This is a genomic window from Trichormus variabilis 0441 (assembly GCF_009856605.1).
In the GTDB taxonomy this organism is placed as follows: Bacteria; Cyanobacteriota; Cyanobacteriia; order Cyanobacteriales; family Nostocaceae; genus Trichormus; species Trichormus variabilis.
Genome location: NZ_CP047242.1, coordinates 1,262,077 through 1,280,206 on the forward strand (window position 1 = coordinate 1,262,077; position 18,130 = coordinate 1,280,206).

Genomic DNA, 18,130 nt, shown 5'->3' on the forward strand with positions numbered 1-18,130 from the left:
TTGGGATGAATTAAGAATTAATATCGGAGAAGAGGAAAAGCCAGGGGATCAATTGCGGAGGGGCAGGGGTAAAAAATCATAACCAATTACCAATTACTTATTACCCATGCCCACAATATGTTTTTGTAAACAAAAATTTCCCTCTAACTTCATAACATGAGGCATTTTGGCATGATGTTATCATGTTCTCAAGATATTATTTGAATAGGGGATAATTTTAGTAGTTTTTGTGTCAGTTTTTTATTTATTCATACGAATCAGATTATTATATTTTTGTTCTATAAATGTTTTTTGCTGACAGTTTTTTTACAAAAAATAAATGCAATAAATAAAATATTTAATTAATAAATACTTCATCAAATTAATAAATAGATATCCATGTTCTCTCTTTTAAAATAGAGTTATACCCTAACTCTCAAATCCTTTGCATTTAGGATAGAAAGTATGGAATAACACAAAAATACACGCTTTTTAGCTGGCATTGAGTTAATTACAGTTTGTAAAATTTTATTAAAAAAATCTGTAAATACTGAGATTTTTGAGGCTAACCGTTGGCTAAATAGAAAAAAGGGGAGAAAATTAGATACAAAACCAGCATTTATTTCAGTAAATCTACTACTTTTACGGCTAATTCCTGTAAAACGATGTATTAACCATAACAGTGATTTTCGGTTACAAGTAAGTACTAGCTCATGTAGGTATAAATGTAGTAACTCCTAGCTTTGATTACAACAAGCAAGCTCACACTCATTATTTTGCTTTAGTTGCAGTTTGAACTAATACAACTTATTTGAATTAACTTCATTCAACTTAACATGGAACATATCTCGCAACTGGCTACAAAAATCAGAGACACGACTGCATCCCCAAATATCTTAGTAATATCGCGTTTTTTCTTGCCTAAAGAAGCTGTAATTGGGGAATATCTCTACAATCGCTGTCTTCAAGATCCAGAACAAGTAATAGTTCTGGCAGCTAGTTGTAGAGGTGATAAAGTGTTTGACCAAGCACAAAAATTTCCTGTATATCGCTGGCCTAACCCTAAATACTGGCTTGGTGGTTTTTTAGGAAGTTGTCTACAACCTTTGTTTAATTTGGTTGCACCATTTGTTCTGGCGCTCAAACTTTATTTTCGTTATCACTACCGCTATATTGAATGGGGACATGGCTATAACTTCCCATCACTCCTATTATTAAGCTATATCTTACCCATACGCTTCTTTATTTACTTACACGGTAATGACCTTGGTAGCGTTGTAGACAATCCTGTATGGCGATCGCTCTTTAAGTTAACACTGTCACGAGCTGAAGGCATTGTGTGTAACAATTCCTTAACCCAAGATTATCTGAGAAATACCTTCCGGTTACAAACCCCTACCCACGTTATCCATCCAGTAGTTAGACCAGAAAAATTTGGACTGGGAAGCAATAGCCAGAGTCTAGATGAATTAGGTGATGGCATTCTACCCACTTTAGGCGATCGCCTGCGTCAAGCTTATAATATCCCCCAAAGTGCCATAGTCATTCTTTCCGTAGGGCGCTTAGTCAAACAAAAAGGCTTTGACCGTGTTATTGAAAACCTACCACTACTTTTAACAATTGGTGTAGATGTTCATTACATCATTTGTGGTCAAGGTCCTTGTGAGTCTGAACTAAAAGCCTTAGCAGAGAGGTTGCGTGTAGATAAGCGGGTACACTTTGCCGGGTATGTGAACAATCGAGAATTAGCAGGTTATTACGCAGCTTGCGATATATTTGCCATGCTCGCTTTGTCAAATACTCCAGCTAGCCGATTAGAAGGATGTGGTAGTGTCTACTTAGAAGCTAGCTATTTTGGTAAACCTGTAATTGCTTCTCGTCACCCGTCCTTAATTGATACGGTACGCCATGAAGAAAATGGCTTGCTGGTAAATCCCAAGTCTGGTTACGAAGTTTTTCAAGTATTCAAACAATTGTGCCAAAATCAGCAATTGCGTGAACAACTTGGTCGTCAGGGAAAAGAATTAGCCAAGCGCAAAACCTTACACCGTTCTTTATACCTTGGGCAAGGGGTTAGAAGCTAGGGGCTAAAGTCACAACTAACCACCACCGACAATTGTCACTACCTCTAAGCGATCGCCTGATTGTACTTGAGTCTGTTCCCAGAACTGGCGATGTAAAATTTCCCCATTATACTCAACCGCCACTAATCGGGGATTGAACCCCAATTGTTGGAGTAAATCGGGTAAGGGAGTTTGAGATGAGCAATTATGGGTTTCCCCATTTACTTGTAAGGTAATTGGATTAGACATAAGAATAATTCGTAAGTCGTAATTAACATACACAAAAATTAGACATCTTTTACCAATTGGATATGAGATGTCTTGATAAGCTTTAAATTGTCAGTTGATTAACTTTCTGGCTGAATGCGATGGAGTTGAGAAATCAAATATTGTGTGACTAGGGTAGGTTGTTCCGCCTGCATGAGCGATCGCACTACCGCCACTCTTTCAGCTCCTGCATCAATCACATCATTGATATTATTGGCATCAATGCCCCCAATAGCAAACCAGGGAACTGAACTATGTTGAGCCGCATAACTCACATATCCTAAACCAGCCGCCGCCTTACCTACTTTGGTGGGAGTTTCGTATACGGGCCCTACACCTATATAGTCTGCACCTTCAGCGATCGCCCTTTGCATTTCATCAGCATTGGTAGTAGAACGACCGATAAGACGTTGGGGGCCTAGTAATTGCCTAGCAGTAGCGATGGGCATATCTTGCTGACCTAGATGCACACCATCAGCATCCACAGCCAGAGCCAAATCCACCCTGTCATTGATAATAAATAAAGCGCCGTAGCTGTGACAGAGTTGGCGGAGTTTCGTCGCCAGTTCCAAACGGACAGAATCATCAGCGTCCTTGTCACGATATTGTAACAATGTCAAGCCGCCCTTGAGAGCAGCTTCCACCGTCGGTAATAAACTTTCCGATGGGGAAGTGACAAGATATAAACGCGATCGCCGCAGCAGTTGATGGCGCTGATGACCCATCAAATTAGTTTCCAGGCTGTAAACTCGATATCGCATCTGCTTACAAGCCTGTCCCATTTTCGGGTGATAAAGCTTACCGTATTCCTCCAACACCCGCAAAGCTTCTTCCACACGACAAAAGTTAGCTTGTAACAACGCCTTAATACTAGAGCGTTGTTCCTCATGTGGATGGCTCAAATCAGTGCCGGGATCACCTGCTGTATCTCTTGCTGCTCGCAATTCTTCTGTGTGCCAAACAGCCACCTCTTGGCGCAAGTACTTACATTCCCCTGCCAACTGGCCGCTATTCAACCCAAAGCGACACCATTCTTCAATAATTCGCAACCCTTCACGAGCGCGGTCTAAATTAGCATCTAATATACGGTAAACAACCTGCTGGATTTGCTTTTGTTGGCTGTATGGTTCTACCATTACAACTACCCCATTAGTGATGCTTTCATCGTAATAGCCAGCCTCTTTCATATTTGCAATGTTTCTCGCATCAAGGATTTGCATAGGGATTGGGTATCGGGGATTGGGGATTGGGTAATGAAAGAAAATTTAATTTGTCCCCAGTCCCCAGTCCCCAATCCCTTTATTAATTACTTTGTATTCAAAATAGCCAATAGGTCAATATAGCGGATAACATAATCGACATACTGAATATTGCGAGTATGAAACTTTATTATTAGTTCTAAGGAGTGGTGTGAATTGGTTTCCCCCATTTTGTTTAGATATCATCCATTAGACACCTTGCAAGTTAAGCCAACTTCCCTGGAATTAGCAAGGTATGCGGTTTCTAGCCTGTCTATACTATCTACTCTGGCAGTATGCAGCATAACCGTGCTGGGTACTATCCCTGGCAGTGTTATTGCTCAGATGCCGCCTGTAGCAGAGCAGATGCCCCTCAGTGAAAGAACAATGTCTCAGGTTAATGTACTGTTTGTCAACCCAAGTGCCGGGGATGACACAGTAGGTAATGGTGGTGAAAATACACCTTTGAGGACTATTACCCAAGCATTGAAACTAGCCAGCCCTGGTACAGTAATTAAACTGACACCGGGTAATTACAGTGTGGAAACAGGGGAGACGTTCCCTTTAATGCTCAAACCAGGTGTTTCGATTCAGGGAAACACCAGTAACAAAGGGCAGGAAGTTAAAATTCAGGGCGGAGGCCTGTTTCTCAGTCGCAGTTTTGGAGGGCAAAATGTCGCCATCGTTGGTGCTAATCAAGCAAGCCTAACAGGGGTGACAATTACAAATACCAATCCCCGTGGTTATGGTTTATGGGTTGAATCGAGTAATCCAGTCATTAGTGAAAATACTTTTACAGGCAATACCCAAGATGGTATTTCTGTGACTGGTAACAGTGCTACCACAATCACCAAAAACTATTTTTACCGTAACGGAGCTAACGGTATCACTATTGGTGGTAATTCCCCCGCCCAGGTGCGAGAAAATGTGTTTGAGGAAACTGGTTTTGGCATTAATGTCGCCCAAAATGCCGTGCCAATGTTGGTGAGTAATCAAATTCAAAATAATCGTGCAGGAATCATTGTTCAAGCTAATGCTCGCCCGATTTTACGGAATAATTTAATTCAAGGTAGTAAAGAAGATGGCGTAGTGGCGATCGCTCAAGCAATGCCGGATTTAGGTAATGCTACTGAATCGGGTGGTAATGAATTTCGCAACAATGCCCGTCATGACATTAATGCTAGTGCAGCTAAACAGGCGATCGCCGCAGTTGGTAATACAATTGACAGCAAACGAATTACTGGTAAAGTAGCCCTCAACGCCCAAGATGCACCCGTGGCTAATAATGCCCCGCCTACTGCCGTATCCAACCGTGCGCTGCCAACCATCCCTAATGAGAGGGAAGTTATATTTACCGCCCCTAGTGTATCCAATACTACTAATCGACCAAGTAAGTCTGTGGTTCGTAGCCAAGGTAATAGCCAATTACCAACACTAGTATCAGCTGATGCGCCCTTGACTGTACCTAGATACAATCGACAACCACCAGCCCCGATTCCTGAACGAGTCACAAACCAAAATATACCAGGAAATATTCCCACCACTTCTACAACTAATCTCCCCCCCGTAGCCACAACGAGGACACAGACAGCACAGTTAAATTACGTGCAGATTGACCCCAACACCATTGAGTTTGTCGCACCCCAAACCGAGCAACCAGAGCAAATCGTCAATACTCAAGCACCACCCTTGAATGTACCCCCCCAATCAAGAGTTAGTGATACTAGTATTTTGCCTGTACCTGCTGGTAATATTCCCCTGGGTGACACCCGCAATTTGCCAAAGATAGCAGCACCTCAAGCTAATACAACGGGTTTTGGTGGTAATTATTTATCAGCCACCAGTGGCAACTCTGTGCGCTATCGCGTGGTAGTAGAAGCCACAAATGACAGAGAGCAAGAATTAGTGAAATTTTTGGCTCCTGGGGCATTTTCCACCTTCTGGCAAGGTCGCAGGGTGATTCAAGTGGGAGTTTTTAGCGATCGCAGTAATGCCGATGAAATGCTAAGAGTTCTCAATAGTAGTGGCTTAAGAACCATTGTAGAGCCATTAAATTGATCACAAAAAAGTCATAAGGGCTGTTTGCAACGGTCGCAAGAAGCAGGGGAGCAGGGGAGCAGGGGAGCAGGGAGCAAGGGGGAGACTTGGAACGGAAGCTCAGACTCCGCCCCACTAAGAGCGCCCTGGAAGGGCGGGGCTTGATACCCTTCGCTCCACTCCACGGCTCCAGAGCAAGGGACTGCCCCCTGCCCCTCCGCCTCTTTAGTCAACAGCCCTCCCCTGCTTCGCCCAATATCCTCTGGGCGGCTTGTCTATCCCGTAAGCCTTACACCACTTTTCCACAGATTTATCTGACACACCAAAATCTTTACCGATTTGCGCTGTTGGCTTTTCCCACACCAACTTTTCTAATTCTTCCTTAGACGGCCTGACAACTTTTCTCGTAAGAACTCTGGCTTCCAAATTCACCTTCCTAGTGGTCAAATCAACGCCAAACTCCTTACAGGTTCGCTTAGGCGCTTCTTCAGTAAAGTCTGTGAAATCTTCCCACCAGTAGAAAGGACTGGCTGATTTAGGGGGTGTTGTTCTGATGCAGCAACCACCAAACTTAATTGATGGGTATACTATTTTGTCTATAGCTGGTAGGTAGATACCATAAAAGTCAAAATCGTCGGGTTTGTACTTCTTTTGATGGTTCCCGTTTCTGTCAGCCCAAGTGCTTTTATTGCTGACAAAATTATTAGCTGAATATTTGGCTTGGATTCGATAAAATTTTCCATCTTTGTAAGCAATAAAGTCAAAAGGAGCGTGTTCAGTGACTACTGGTACAAAAATGGAGTATTCCTTCTCGACTAAATCTGCTATGACTTTAGCGGCAGCAAGATCACCTTTATCTTTAGTATGGTGTGTCAAAACCAACCCTCACATCTATTAAGCAATTTACCCCAAATTAGGTATGTGAGGAGATGAGTTTTTATCAACAGGCGCGGCAGGACTTGAACCTGCGACAGTCCGCTTAGAAGGCGGATACTCTATCCAACTGAGTTACGCGCCCAAGTTAATACTCAGGCTCCCATAGGAGTCATCCAGGTAATTATATCGTTTTCTTTCATAAGAAGCAAACAAAAAATTGCAGATTTACAGATCGCAAGGCTAAGATGCTAGTCGCCAGTTAGTTGATTTAGATTAAAAATGCGGCAAACTGGCTATTGATTAGCTATATTGTGTGGTCAATGGGCAGTTATTTGCGTGTTGAGTTGGAAACTGACTGGTTCAGTTAGTCTAAAGTAAATTCTTTTACAAGCACTAGTCTGATTCCACCCACATCACGTAAGTAATCGCACTCTTGGCGATACTGCTAAATCAGACTATAAATCGCTTATCTACAAAGCCCCTGTGAGGAGTTATTTGCTAGTGCCATGTTTATTTTGAAACGGCAGGATGTTGAAATATCAAGCATTCAGCACCCAAAAAAGGATCAGCAAGTGCCGATCCTCCATTATCAGGGGCAGACTTTTCGCTTGATTAGCGTATTCAAGGCTGGACAAGAGGAAGAGGCTAGAGCCTTGTGGCGAGAATTAACCGATAATCGGGGTAAAGCTTGTGTCTTGCTGGAAGAACCGGATCGCTTTAGCGTTTGGGGTAAGGTACGCTTAGACCAACTAGGTAATGATACTGGTGGCCATAATAAAAATGGGGTATTTGTTCAGGCGAGTATTTTGCTGTTGCAAGCCGTCCACATGGACATTGAAGATTTTTTAGGTACAAAACAAGCTGCACTATTTGAAAAAGATATCGCTGAAGTCATGCGACAACAGCAGTTTCCAGAAACTTCTTCTATTGAAGCAGTCAAGCATTGGGTGAAAACTAATCCTTTGGAATCCGCCAAACTCCCCGCCTGGAAGGAAAATCATGTGACCAGCTTCTTGCAAGAACTACATAAGCTGGGAAAAACATATTTTGGTAACGCCAACTTTGCTTGCCAAGTAGCCGATAAGTTACAAGATATGCCAGAAGGTGAGCGATCGCTCTTTATATCTTGGCTAAATCAATCTTCACTGAGTAAACTGTGGCAATAGCATAAAACTTGTAGAAAAAAAGTAACTATTGGCAGTTGCGGGGAAAACAAAAAAGTGCTGGGTGCTAAGTCCTGAGGTAGGAATCAAGAATAATTACTTCCTAATACCCAATCCCCAGTCCCCAATCCCCTCCACAAGTTCTTGCACAACAAAATCTTACCAGAGTGCATTTAGTTAAACCTTATGAATAGTTCTTACAAGAATTCGCCTCAAACTGTTAAATCCTTGTTCACTACCCAGAACATCGTTTTAGCTAGCATTGGTTGGGGTGTACTGGCACTGTTATACTTTTTGTTATTCAGTGCCAAGATCCCAGGAGCAGATGGTGTCGAAAGTCGGGCAGAATGGTATGTACTAGGGACAAATATTTTTGAAGCCTTAGCTTACCTAAATGCGGGGATATTGTGCTTGCGGAATTGGCGGAGTCCACAAATTGTGAGTAGTCGTAATGTGTGGCTAGCGATCGCCATAGGTATGATTTCTTATTTCCTGGGGGGGATATTTTTTGGCTATACAGAAATAGTTTTAAAAGAAGAACCGGATGCCTCTATTGGCGACGTGTTTTTTGTATTAAGTTATGTATCTCTAGGCGTAGGCATGATTTTAGCAGTAGCTACCAGGCGAATTAATCTGGAAAAATGGCAATGGCTCATTGTCTTGGCAATTGGAGTATTCGGGAGTTTATTGGCATGGTGGATTTCTATCCAACAAGCAACAGGCTCAGAAGAAACAATAGTCACTATTTTGAATTGGTTTTACATAGTCAGCGACGTATTGCTATTAATCATCGCCACCACCCTATTACTAGCTTTTTGGGGAGGACGTGTTTCCCAATCCTGGAGAATGATTGCGGCGGCCGCCTTTTCGCTCTACATTGCAGATATGTGGTTTAAATACGCTCAAGGTCCCAATTATCAAAGTGGAGAAATACTAGAAGTGTTTTGGGTGTTTAGTGGAGTGTTATTTGGTATGGGCGCTGCCCTAGAATATGACGCATCATTAAGCCGGACTCGGCGGGAGCGCGGAAGAAAACGAGCATAGAAAAGATTGGTATCTACCGTGAGAAAACTAACAAATTCTGACAAACAAGAAATTCTCAAGCTATATCGAGAAACTGCTGAAACGACCTCAACCTTAGCAGAACGCTATGACGTGAGTAATTCCACAATTAGCCGTCTGCTCAAAAGTACCTTGCCTGAAGATGAGTACGAATTTCTCGTTTCTTTGAAACGTGCCGCTAGGACTCCTGAAGGCAGAGCGCAAGTCAGTTACGACCAAATTCCTTTTGTCGGTCAACCAGAGGAAGCCCCGGTCATCAGCACTCAGAAGGTTGAGTTACCAGAGCCAATCACAAAACCGGAACCTTCACGGGTAGAAGACAAGCCAACCCCAGTCATTAAAAAGGGACGGCAAGCTAAACCGGCACCTCTGCCGGAAGAGAACCTCCAACCTTTGTTGGCAGAGGAGGAAAAACCAACCCCTGTAATTAGGAGGGGACGGCAAGCCAAGCCAGCACCTTTACCTGAAGAAGAGAAACCAACCCCAGTCATTAGAAAGGCGCGGCAAGCCAAACCAGAGTTCTTTCCTGAGGAAGAAGAAAAACCAACCCCAGTTATTAGAAAGGTACGGCAAGCCAAACCAGAGTTCTTTCCTGAGGAAGAAGAAAAACCAACCCCAGTTATTAGAAGGGTGCGGCGGCGTTCTGCCTCAGAGGGAGAAGACGGGGAACCCATAGCACGGCAATTGGAAATTCCGGTAGGGAAACCCCAGGAAATTATCAGTATTTCCAGTCCGTTGCTAGAAGATGAAACGGCGGAAGTCACACCGATGGGTTATGCTCCACCGCAGGTAATCGCCGAAATGCTTGGTGAAGACTTACTAGACGAATCCGAGGATTTAGATGATTTAGAGGAGGACTTAGACGAAGATTTAGATGAGGAAGACTACGAGGACGAGGAAGACGACTTAGAGGAAGCAAGACCTCTAGTTACTAGAAGAAGGTTTGGGGATGCCGCAGTGCAAGTTCTACCCCTATCTGTGGCATCTTTGCCCAAGACCTGCTATTTGGTTATTGATCGCTCCTCCGAGTTAATTACCAGACCACTCAAAGACTTTGGTGATTTGGGGCAAATTCCTAGCCTAGAAACCCAGCAAAGAACACTACCGATATTTGATAATCACCGCGTTGCCAAACGCTTTTCTACCAAGCGCGATCGCGTGATTAAAGTCCCCGATAGCAGAATGCTGCACAAAGCCCGCACCCATCTGCAAGCTAAGGGTATCACCAGGCTGTTAATTGATGGTCAGGTCTATTCTTTGTCTCTGGTTTAGGGGTGTAAGGGTGTAGGGGTGTAAGGGAAAGAATTAACGGATAAAATCTAAATCCAAGTGATTCGACGCTGTTTGGGGTTTTACATATACCCCTACACCCTTACACCCCCATACCCCTAACTATAAATAAACAGCCGCCGCAAAACGATTCGCCAAGTTAATGATGTCTTGTTTCCGAGCAATTTGATTTACCCATTGTTGGGGAATACATTCGATTCCGTAGTAAATCCCCGCTAACCCCCCTGTTACCGCCGCCGTTGTGTCTGTATGCCCTCCCAAATTCACAGCTTTCAGCACAGCCTCGGAGTAAGAAGAAGTATTTAACAAACACCACAGAGACGCTTCTAAGGTGTCAATTACATAACCACCAGAATTAATCTCTGCTGCCGATAACTGGGCAATTTCTCTGCTGAGGATGCGCTGAAAATGCGGGTGTTCTCGAATATATTCTTCAGCCGAATAGATTTTGTGGATATTTTCCAGCCCTTGTAAATAAGCTGTGGGCAGATCAGCCCCTTTGAGAATCTCCACGGCAATACTAATGTAAATACCGCAGGCCATTTGGGAACGACGATGAGCGTGGGTAATACCAGAAACTTCATGCACACGCTGAATCAACTCCCCAAAAGGTAAATTTTTATGGCAATAGGCCATCGGTAAAATTCTCATCAAAGAACCGTTACCATTGCTCATTTCACTAATTCCCCCTGCGTGTAACGGGGAAATTCCCTGCTTGAGACGCATAATTACGGCATGAGTACTTTCACCAATACCGAAGATTTCCCCACGGGGTGTCCAGTAAGCTTGTTTGTACCAACGCCAGAAAGAATGAGCGATCGCATCTAATGAATAGCCTCTACATAGACTTTCTGCCAGGCAAAACGTCAGCGAACTGTCATCAGACCAAGTTCCTGGGGGTTGGTTCCATGTGCCGTAGCCTTGCATCTTTGTCACCGGAGATTTAGCTAGTTCGGTGCGGCTAGTAAACTCCACCGGCACACCCAACGCATCACCGACACATAAACCCATCAAACCAGATAAAGTTTTTGGAGCGGTTAGCATTATCTAATCTCCATGTAGATGATCAAAAATCTACTTTATAGATTTCCTAGAAAGCTTGTTGCCATAGTTGTTACAAGGTGGGAATGGGGATTGGGGACTGGGGATTGGGAAGAATTAAATTTTCTTCCATTACCAATTACCAATTACCCAATCTAACCTGGGGAAAATACAACTCGAAAACCGCATATCCTTAAGCCACCGTCTGACTCATTCCAACTGCGGCTGGCGCTGCGACACAGTTCTGCGGCAAAGTTCCAAGAACCGCCACGCAACACTCGGCGATATATATCACCACCTGCTTCCCACACACTACCGTCAGTTGGTGCGCCGTTGTAGTTATTGTGCCAAGGGTCGGCACACCATTCCCAGACTAGTCCGTGCATATCGTACAATCCAAAGGCATTGGCTACGCGAAAGTTGCCGACATCTGTAGTTTCTTTGCGGTATCTGGTTTTGGCTTCAAGATTGTGAATATCGCCGTCGCTAAAGTTGGCTAAATCGGGGGTGATGGTTTCGCCAAAGTGAAAAGATGTAGTTGTTCCAGCACGACAAGCATATTCCCATTCGGCTTCGCTGGGTAGGCGATATTCCCGTCCGGTTTTTTCGGAGAGTCTAGCACAAAATTCTAAAACTTCGTGCCAAGAGACGTTTTCTACTGGTCGATTTTGACCTTTGTATTTTGAGGGGTAGGGATTTAAGGCTTGTTTAATTTTGGGTAAGCCAGCCACAGCTCGCCACTGTGCTTGAGTTACGGGATATTTTCCCATGAAAAAGGGGGCGATCGCTACTTGGTGTTGGGGGCGTTCGTCGGCATCGCCTTCAAAGTTGGGCGAACCCATCAGGTATGCACCGCCAGGAATTGACACCATTTCTAGGGTAATGTCTTTGTTTAATTGTTCTACCAAAATTTGGGTATTGGTGCGATCGCGGTTGACGATGCGGCCAGCTGTATCTACTGTAACTACCTCATACTCAAAGGTTTGTAGGGGAGGTAATGGCCGTTTTGTTCTTTGTGTTGCTGGTGCTAATGGGACTAATGTTGTTTGAGTATTTGGCAGAATTTGAGTTTCTTCAACTATGGCTGTGGATACTTGTAAATCATGGAGGACTTCGGCAGCTGATTGATATCTTTCGCTAGGTAAATGCTTGAGTAATTTATCTAAAATTTGACTTAAATTCTCACTAATCTTGATACCTCTGTCCTGTAGATATTCTTGCCATAACCATTTACCATTCATGGGGTCATAAAGACCATCATCGATATGTCCGTAAGGATTTTGTTGCGGTAGGCATTGGGTTAATAATCTAACACAAGTAACACCCAAAGCATATAAATCACTAGCATGACAAGCAAACCCTGCCATTTGTTCCGTTGGTGCATAACCAATGGTATAAATAGCTGTTGCTTGTCTAGCTATACTAGTTTGGGTAACTTGTTTAGCACCACCAAAATCAATTAATACTAATTTGCCATCACCATCACGGCGAATAATATTTTCTGGTTTAATATCTCGGTGGATAACTTGATGAAAATGAATAAAATCGAGAACTGGTAATAAATCAATTAACAGTTGCCGAATTTTTTCTTCATTAAAGGGTTCTTGCTGAACTTCTTGTAAAAGTGTTAGTCCTTTAATAAACTCTTGAACAAGATATAAGCTAGAACCTTGTTCAAAGTAAGCTAATAATCTCGGAATTTGAGTGTGATTTTCTCCCAGTTCATACAGACGGAAGGCTTCTTCTTTAAAGAATTCTGCCGCTTTGCTGCGCTGTCCAGTTCCTTGAATTTGTGGAAAGAATTGTTTGATGACACAAGGCGCATCTAGTCTATCTGCGTCTTCAGCTGCGTAGGTTTTGCTGAATCCACCTTCACCTAATAGTCCTAGTACGCGGTAGCGATTTCTTAGTAGTTTGCCAAAGTTGCTTTGTCCGCAACTCATGCAAAATCTATTGCCATCAGGATTGAATGGGTTTGAACAATTGGGATTTTGGCAGATTTGCATAACGAAGGGATAGTAGCATCTTGTCCAAACTTAGCCCCAATATTATCGAATTGAAAAGGGATATCTAGACAAATAAATATTAATAATTTCCATCTGTATAAATACTTAAACGGCAAATACAGATGAATTTATTGAGTTAATCTGTTACTCGTTACTGGGTAGTTTGTGAAGATACATTTGTAAGGTGAGCAAGCTAGTGCGAATAAAATTATAGTTCGTAGATAGCAATTAATTACCCAAAGTAATAGTAACTAGGAATAAAGCCATGACTACAAACTTATATTTATTTTTATTCACCTGCGGACAATGCACGAGTTAACAGATATTTATTTCTAAAATAATATTAGAATTAAATAATTAAGTTTGTCAAGTGTGTTTATATTTTGTTTATTTTCGTTCTCCTAAGGAGCGAATTGATTCTGCTATAAAGGCAACAATTGCAGATAGAAAAATCAGCAAAACACTGAGAGCATTAATATCAGGTTTAACACCACTTCTAATCCGACTAAAAATTTCCATTGGTAAGGTGTTGTAACCGCTACCTGAGGTAAAACTAGCAATGAGAAAGTCATCTAGACTAAGAACAAATGCTAGTAAACAGCCAGCAACAATTCCTGGCATTAATTGTGGTAGTAATACTTGCAGAAATGCTTGTATTGGTGTAGCGCCTAAATCAAGTGCAGCTTCTTCTAAATGGGGGTCTAAATTTGTCAGTCGTGATGAAACCACTAAAGCGATATAAGCTATACAAAATACCACATGGGCAGCCACAATCGTCCATAAGCTGAGGGGGATGGCGAAGGTAGCGAGAAAGACGAGAGTGGCAACAGCGATCGCAATATCGGGAATAATTAATGGTAGATAAGCAATGCCACGATACAAATTCTTTCCAGGAAACTGATAACGCGCCAAACCCACAGCCATTAAAGTTCCTAATACGGCAGAAATACCGACGGCACTACAGGCAACCAGCAAACTATTTTTCAAAGCTGATAAGATGCGATCGTCACCTAATAGCTGGTAATACCAATCAAGGGTGAAGCCTTGCCAAGTTGCACTGTAAGGTGATTTATTGAAGCTATAAAATCCCAGTACCAGGATAGGTAGGTACATGAATATAAATAGGAGTACGGAGAAAACCGCCTGCCATGAGGAAAACTTGAAACTCTTTTTTGACAACATTTTTAGCTCCTAATATCACTTTAATGCTCAAATAATTCTCAAAATCACTAATTTCAATGTTTGTTATCCTATTTTGAGTATTATTTTATATGCGTTTTTAATGCTAGTTTAATGCTCAATTTTATTATCTGTTACCCTGCATACGCAAAAAAGAAAGGGAGTGTAACAACTCCCTAACGCTTCACCCGCTTTAAAACCTCAGTTACATCATCACTGACAACTCTATAACCTTGCTATATTATTCTTGATATTGCATTGGTTAAATAATCTGTCTTGTTGAGATTCATCAGAGGGAGACATATCAAAACATTCAAATGGTATTGTTGTGACATATCTAATAGAGTAATCAATCAGCTCTATAGACATGAGAGCCGTGTAGATTCTTTACATAAAACTTTAATTGCTCTGAGTTGTCATGCACATAAAAGCAATACTCGCTACCTTCACGTATTACCGCAACATATTTACCTTGGTCAGTGATTTCGTAAACTTCTACCTTGTCGCATTGAATTTCCATTCCTTCAAGCTGCTGCCATTGTGCATTGGACTATGTCATTTCGCTAGAAGGGTATAGTGTAGACTATTTAGTCTCTTTCTCAGCTAGTAATTTATTGATTAACTCCTGTTGTTGCCTTAACTGTTCTTTCAGGATATCTAACTCTGTTTGTTGTATTGATTGTTGGTTAGCTGGCAAATCGGGATTAGTTTTCTCTGCGAAGATAGCCACGTCTTGGTAATGCTTATTGCTGACGTCGATGTTGTGTCCACACCATTTAGCAACTATTTTTTCATCTTGTCCTAAATCAAATACTTGATGTGTAATGAATGTATGGCGTGTGTTGTAAGGTGAAAGATACTTTGAGAGTTTGCCTTGTTCTATTAACTGAGGGATTATTCCTTGTTGATTGTGTGTTCCTCGCCAAATATGCCCAAAATTAGCATCATTAATAATTTTTCCGTTTTTGGTTGTGAACACCACATCATTATCTTGACCTTCAGGAATTGATTGTAATAGCTTCCATAGCTCACCGTCTCTAATGATCGGAAACCTGCGAATTAATTCACCCTTGTAACTACTATCATTTTTCAATGGATAAAACTTACGTGTTCTAGGTTCATAAGTTCTACGAATTAAAATCCTCTCTTTGTCCCACTCAATATCGCACCACATAAACGCTACAGCTTCACCAGTTCTACATCCTGTAAGGAATTTGAATTTAATGAAATTATAATAATGGGTGTATTCGTACTTCACTAAATCAAGTATTGCTTGTACTTCATCCCAGGTGTAGGCTTTTGATTGGTCAAGCACATCATTATCGCTGCTTACTTCATTTTGTTTTTTCCCTTTAGCGCCTTTAGTGGTTATCTCGTCGGCTAGACCGTCATAGGGATTATGGGTCAATAGCTTGTTTTTTATGCCTAATTGATAGGCTTTTGAGAGATTAATTAAAATCTGCTTAGTTGATTTAGTGTTCCTATTTTCTATCAACCAATTCCTGATTTTTAAAGCATCTTCACTCTTTGTAGCTTCTATTGCTAATTTAATAAAATTACGATAAAGCGTTTGATATAAATTTTTATACGTACTCTCCCTCAATCCTGGTTTTCTGTACTCACAATACATATCCCAGACTTCTAGTAGCGATAACTGGGGTTTAGGTGGTATCTCGTCACTGCTACTTGTCGCGGAAACATCTCTAACTAATCTGAGTTTTGCTCTTAAACCATATTCTTCAAGTATTTCCTGGTATCTACCTAAATTGAATATGCCCTCATTGGTAGATAACTTCCCATCTTCTAACTCAAGTTGTAACCGACGCTGTAATTTTGCGGCTGTAGCTTCCCAGTCATCTGGGTTAATGCCTGTCCCTAGCTTTATTTGCTTACCATCTGCAAAGTAACTCCGAGGGAAGCAAGCCTTAACGCTACTAGAGTCTATCCTGACAACTACTTGACCCTTCTTAGCCTTACCTGTGGGTGTTTTTGCACCGTTCACCATAATGCTCAATTAATGCTCAAATGTGGATACTTAATATTATATTTATTGATTTATAAGCATTGTACATAATAAACCGCCTGCGTATACGCAGGCGGTTTATTGTGAAATGGAGAAATATTCACCTTTTTGTGATCTATTTAGGATTACCAATCCTGAAATGTGTTCGACTCGATATGAAACGTCAATATCGTAGCCGAAATTTCATTCATGGGTTTCAAGAATTATCTAGTACCAAAATATATAACTGCTATAGGGCTAGTATTTGATTTCTGAAATAGACTTAGGGCAATGCCCACCACAACCATGATACGGTGGGCATTGCCCACCCTACAGATACTTAGATATTTTCAATAATCAAATTAGATTCCTATAGCTTAGTTTAGTAAATAAGAGGATAAACAAGTAAATAGTAGCAAATACTTTAAATATTGGTGCAGGAAACAGGAGAAACTATAAAATTACTAATTTCCTGGGTTTTTACTCAGATAAAGGGGGGAAATTACTTGAATACTTTCGAGTTATTGAGTTTAATTAGTCCAATAAATTATATTTGATAATTTATTAAATGCAACAAACTAATTAATCATAGAACAAAAATCATCTCTTGGGAATGGGAAGATTTCCCTACTAAGATAGACAAGGAATTAAGAATATAAAGCATAAGATGATGAGGCAGTTAATTTAAAAATTGGTGTTAAGAAGTAGTTTCTAGTGCAAATTTAATTGTCTATCAGGCACTCTTGAAACAAAAGATCAACACACCTAATTCAAATCTTAGTTTGTAGGAGGTTTGTGATGCGAATTGCTCAGGTAGCCCCATTATGGGAGAGAGTACCCCCGCCTGCTTACGGCGGTATAGAGTTAGTAGTGGGGTTATTAACAGATGAGTTAGTCCGACGTGGACACGAAGTTACTCTGTTTGCATCGGGAGATTCTATCAGTTTAGCAAACCTAGTATCAGTTCATCCCCGTGCGCTAAGGCTTGATTCCAGTGTTAAGGAATACGGCATTTATGAAATGCTCCAACTAAGCACAGTCTATGAGCGTGCAGATGAGTTTGATATCATTCATTCACACATGGGTTGTGCATCATTACCTTACACAAAGTTAGTCAAAACACCCACTGTTCACACTCTACACGGCATTTTTACCCCTGACAACGAAAAAATGTTTAGGTATGCCAAAACAGAGCCTTTTGTGAGTATTTCGGATGCACAACGGGATCTGAGATTAGGACTTAATTATGTGGGAACAGTCTACAACGGCATTGATGTTAATAGTTATAAATTTTATCCCCAACCGGATGAACCACCATATTTAGCGTTTTTAGGTCGAATATCTCCAGAAAAAGGTACACATCTAGCAATAGAAATTGCCAAAAAATCTGGCTGGCATTTAAAAATTGCAGGTAAAGTAGATGTCGTTGATGTGGAATATTTTGAAAAGGAAATTAAACCATTAATTGATGGTAAGCAAATTGAATATTTAGGTGAAGCAGACCACACACAAAAAAATGTATTGATGGGAGGTGCAGTCGCCACCCTATTCCCTATTACGTGGAGAGAACCATTCGGATTAGTAATGGTTGAGTCAATGGCATCAGGTACGCCTGTGATTGCGATGAATCTTGGCTCTACAACAGAGGTAATTGCCCACGGTAAAACAGGCTTCCTATGCAGTAATGTAGAAGAATGCGTTAGTGCGATCGCCAAAGTTGCAGATTTAGACCGTTATACTTGTCGGGAGTATGTGCAGAACCGTTTTAGCCTGCAAGCCATGACCGAAGGCTATGAAGAAGTTTATCGACAAATTTTGCAACAGCGCTTTGCTAATAATGGGCATCACCGGAGTACAGTTGCTTTGAGTAAAGTATAGAACATGGCTGAATCTTTATACCTGCTCATGTGAAGGGTGATAATGTAAC

General features: G+C 41.5%; 14 protein-coding genes and 1 tRNA gene. 6 read left to right on the forward strand and 9 right to left on the reverse strand.

Annotation, left to right across the window (positions count from 1 at the left end):
* Positions 1-815: 815 nt before the first annotated feature.
* The gene (locus GSQ19_RS05000; RefSeq protein ID WP_011321695.1) at positions 816-2,063 is read left to right on the forward strand and encodes a glycosyltransferase family 4 protein; all 1,248 of its coding nucleotides are present in this window, start codon (positions 816-818) and stop codon (positions 2,061-2,063) included.
* A gap of 15 nt (positions 2,064-2,078) precedes the next feature.
* Here the strand turns inward: GSQ19_RS05000 and thiS are convergent, their stop codons facing one another.
* Both thiS and GSQ19_RS05010 read right to left on the reverse strand, forming a co-directional pair.
* Positions 2,079-2,291: a sulfur carrier protein ThiS gene (thiS, locus tag GSQ19_RS05005; protein ID WP_011321696.1), complete on the reverse strand. Its 213-nt coding sequence runs from the start codon at positions 2,289-2,291 to the stop codon at positions 2,079-2,081.
* A 98-nt stretch (positions 2,292-2,389) separates the two neighbouring features.
* Positions 2,390-3,496 carry a thiamine phosphate synthase gene (locus GSQ19_RS05010; protein WP_041456531.1) on the reverse strand — a complete coding sequence of 369 codons (1,107 nt, stop codon included), beginning with the start codon at positions 3,494-3,496 and terminating at the stop codon, positions 2,390-2,392.
* 396 nt (positions 3,497-3,892) lie between these two features.
* Between GSQ19_RS05010 and GSQ19_RS05015 the strand changes: the two genes are divergently transcribed.
* Positions 3,893-5,605 (forward strand): DUF1565 domain-containing protein, encoded by a 1,713-nt coding sequence (locus GSQ19_RS05015; protein WP_011321698.1) that lies wholly within the window; start codon positions 3,893-3,895, stop codon positions 5,603-5,605.
* Positions 5,606-5,809: 204 nt separating this feature from the next.
* On the opposite strand, the gene GSQ19_RS05020 is transcribed toward GSQ19_RS05015, so the two are convergent.
* On the reverse strand, positions 5,810-6,460 hold the full coding sequence (locus tag GSQ19_RS05020) for a group I intron-associated PD-(D/E)XK endonuclease (RefSeq protein WP_011321699.1): 651 nt from the start codon (positions 6,458-6,460) through the stop codon (positions 5,810-5,812).
* A gap of 68 nt (positions 6,461-6,528) precedes the next feature.
* A tRNA-Arg gene (locus GSQ19_RS05025) sits at positions 6,529-6,602 on the reverse strand.
* Between the two features lie 364 nt (positions 6,603-6,966).
* On the opposite strand from GSQ19_RS05025, the gene GSQ19_RS05030 reads away from it, so the two are divergent.
* From GSQ19_RS05030 to GSQ19_RS05040, 3 genes are all read left to right on the forward strand, one after another.
* The gene (locus GSQ19_RS05030; protein WP_011321700.1) at positions 6,967-7,626 is read left to right on the forward strand and encodes an Npun_F0813 family protein; all 660 of its coding nucleotides are present in this window, start codon (positions 6,967-6,969) and stop codon (positions 7,624-7,626) included.
* 183 nt (positions 7,627-7,809) lie between these two features.
* On the forward strand, positions 7,810-8,667 hold the full coding sequence (locus tag GSQ19_RS05035) for a hypothetical protein (protein ID WP_011321701.1): 858 nt from the start codon (positions 7,810-7,812) through the stop codon (positions 8,665-8,667).
* An 18-nt stretch (positions 8,668-8,685) separates the two neighbouring features.
* On the forward strand, positions 8,686-9,957 hold the full coding sequence (locus GSQ19_RS05040) for a hypothetical protein (RefSeq protein ID WP_011321702.1): 1,272 nt from the start codon (positions 8,686-8,688) through the stop codon (positions 9,955-9,957).
* A 120-nt stretch (positions 9,958-10,077) separates the two neighbouring features.
* Here GSQ19_RS05040 and GSQ19_RS05045 read toward each other — a convergent pair whose 3' ends face one another.
* The 5 genes from GSQ19_RS05045 to GSQ19_RS05065 all read right to left on the reverse strand — a co-directional run bounded on the left by GSQ19_RS05045 (position 10,078) and on the right by GSQ19_RS05065 (position 16,206).
* Positions 10,078-11,019: an ADP-ribosylglycohydrolase family protein gene (locus tag GSQ19_RS05045; RefSeq protein ID WP_011321703.1), complete on the reverse strand. Its 942-nt coding sequence runs from the start codon at positions 11,017-11,019 to the stop codon at positions 10,078-10,080.
* A gap of 152 nt (positions 11,020-11,171) precedes the next feature.
* Positions 11,172-13,022, reverse strand: a complete 1,851-nt coding sequence (locus GSQ19_RS05050) for a bifunctional serine/threonine-protein kinase/formylglycine-generating enzyme family protein (RefSeq protein ID WP_011321704.1) — start codon at positions 13,020-13,022, stop codon at positions 11,172-11,174.
* Positions 13,023-13,409: 387 nt separating this feature from the next.
* Complete coding sequence (locus tag GSQ19_RS05055; RefSeq protein WP_041456536.1) at positions 13,410-14,135, reverse strand: ABC transporter permease; 726 nt, start codon at positions 14,133-14,135, stop codon at positions 13,410-13,412.
* A 415-nt stretch (positions 14,136-14,550) separates the two neighbouring features.
* The gene (locus tag GSQ19_RS05060; RefSeq protein ID WP_153228335.1) at positions 14,551-14,721 is read right to left on the reverse strand and encodes a hypothetical protein; all 171 of its coding nucleotides are present in this window, start codon (positions 14,719-14,721) and stop codon (positions 14,551-14,553) included.
* Positions 14,722-14,784: 63 nt separating this feature from the next.
* Positions 14,785-16,206 (reverse strand): site-specific integrase, encoded by a 1,422-nt coding sequence (locus tag GSQ19_RS05065; RefSeq protein ID WP_011321706.1) that lies wholly within the window; start codon positions 16,204-16,206, stop codon positions 14,785-14,787.
* Positions 16,207-17,001: 795 nt separating this feature from the next.
* Here GSQ19_RS05065 and GSQ19_RS05070 point away from each other — a divergent pair.
* Positions 17,002-18,081 carry a glycosyltransferase family 4 protein gene (locus GSQ19_RS05070; RefSeq protein ID WP_011321707.1) on the forward strand — a complete coding sequence of 360 codons (1,080 nt, stop codon included), beginning with the start codon at positions 17,002-17,004 and terminating at the stop codon, positions 18,079-18,081.
* The last annotated feature ends 49 nt before the right edge of the window (positions 18,082-18,130 follow it).

Excerpts from the sequence above, each read along its gene's own strand:
- GSQ19_RS05015 (WP_011321698.1), top strand. The coding sequence starts at position 3,893 with ATGCCGCCTGTAGCAGAGCAGATGCCCCTCAGTGAAAGAACAATGTCT.
- GSQ19_RS05060 (WP_153228335.1), bottom strand. The coding sequence starts at position 14,721 with ATGGAAATTCAATGCGACAAGGTAGAAGTTTACGAAATCACTGACCAA.
- GSQ19_RS05055 (WP_041456536.1), bottom strand. The coding sequence starts at position 14,135 with ATGTACCTACCTATCCTGGTACTGGGATTTTATAGCTTCAATAAATCA.
- GSQ19_RS05030 (WP_011321700.1), top strand. The coding sequence starts at position 6,967 with ATGTTTATTTTGAAACGGCAGGATGTTGAAATATCAAGCATTCAGCAC.
- GSQ19_RS05045 (WP_011321703.1), bottom strand. The coding sequence starts at position 11,019 with ATGCTAACCGCTCCAAAAACTTTATCTGGTTTGATGGGTTTATGTGTC.
- GSQ19_RS05035 (WP_011321701.1), top strand. The coding sequence starts at position 7,810 with ATGAATAGTTCTTACAAGAATTCGCCTCAAACTGTTAAATCCTTGTTC.
- GSQ19_RS05010 (WP_041456531.1), bottom strand. The coding sequence starts at position 3,496 with ATGAAAGAGGCTGGCTATTACGATGAAAGCATCACTAATGGGGTAGTT.
- GSQ19_RS05065 (WP_011321706.1), bottom strand. The coding sequence starts at position 16,206 with ATGGTGAACGGTGCAAAAACACCCACAGGTAAGGCTAAGAAGGGTCAA.
- thiS (WP_011321696.1), bottom strand. The coding sequence starts at position 2,291 with ATGTCTAATCCAATTACCTTACAAGTAAATGGGGAAACCCATAATTGC.
- GSQ19_RS05050 (WP_011321704.1), bottom strand. The coding sequence starts at position 13,022 with ATGCAAATCTGCCAAAATCCCAATTGTTCAAACCCATTCAATCCTGAT.
- GSQ19_RS05070 (WP_011321707.1), top strand. The coding sequence starts at position 17,002 with ATGCGAATTGCTCAGGTAGCCCCATTATGGGAGAGAGTACCCCCGCCT.
- GSQ19_RS05000 (WP_011321695.1), top strand. The coding sequence starts at position 816 with ATGGAACATATCTCGCAACTGGCTACAAAAATCAGAGACACGACTGCA.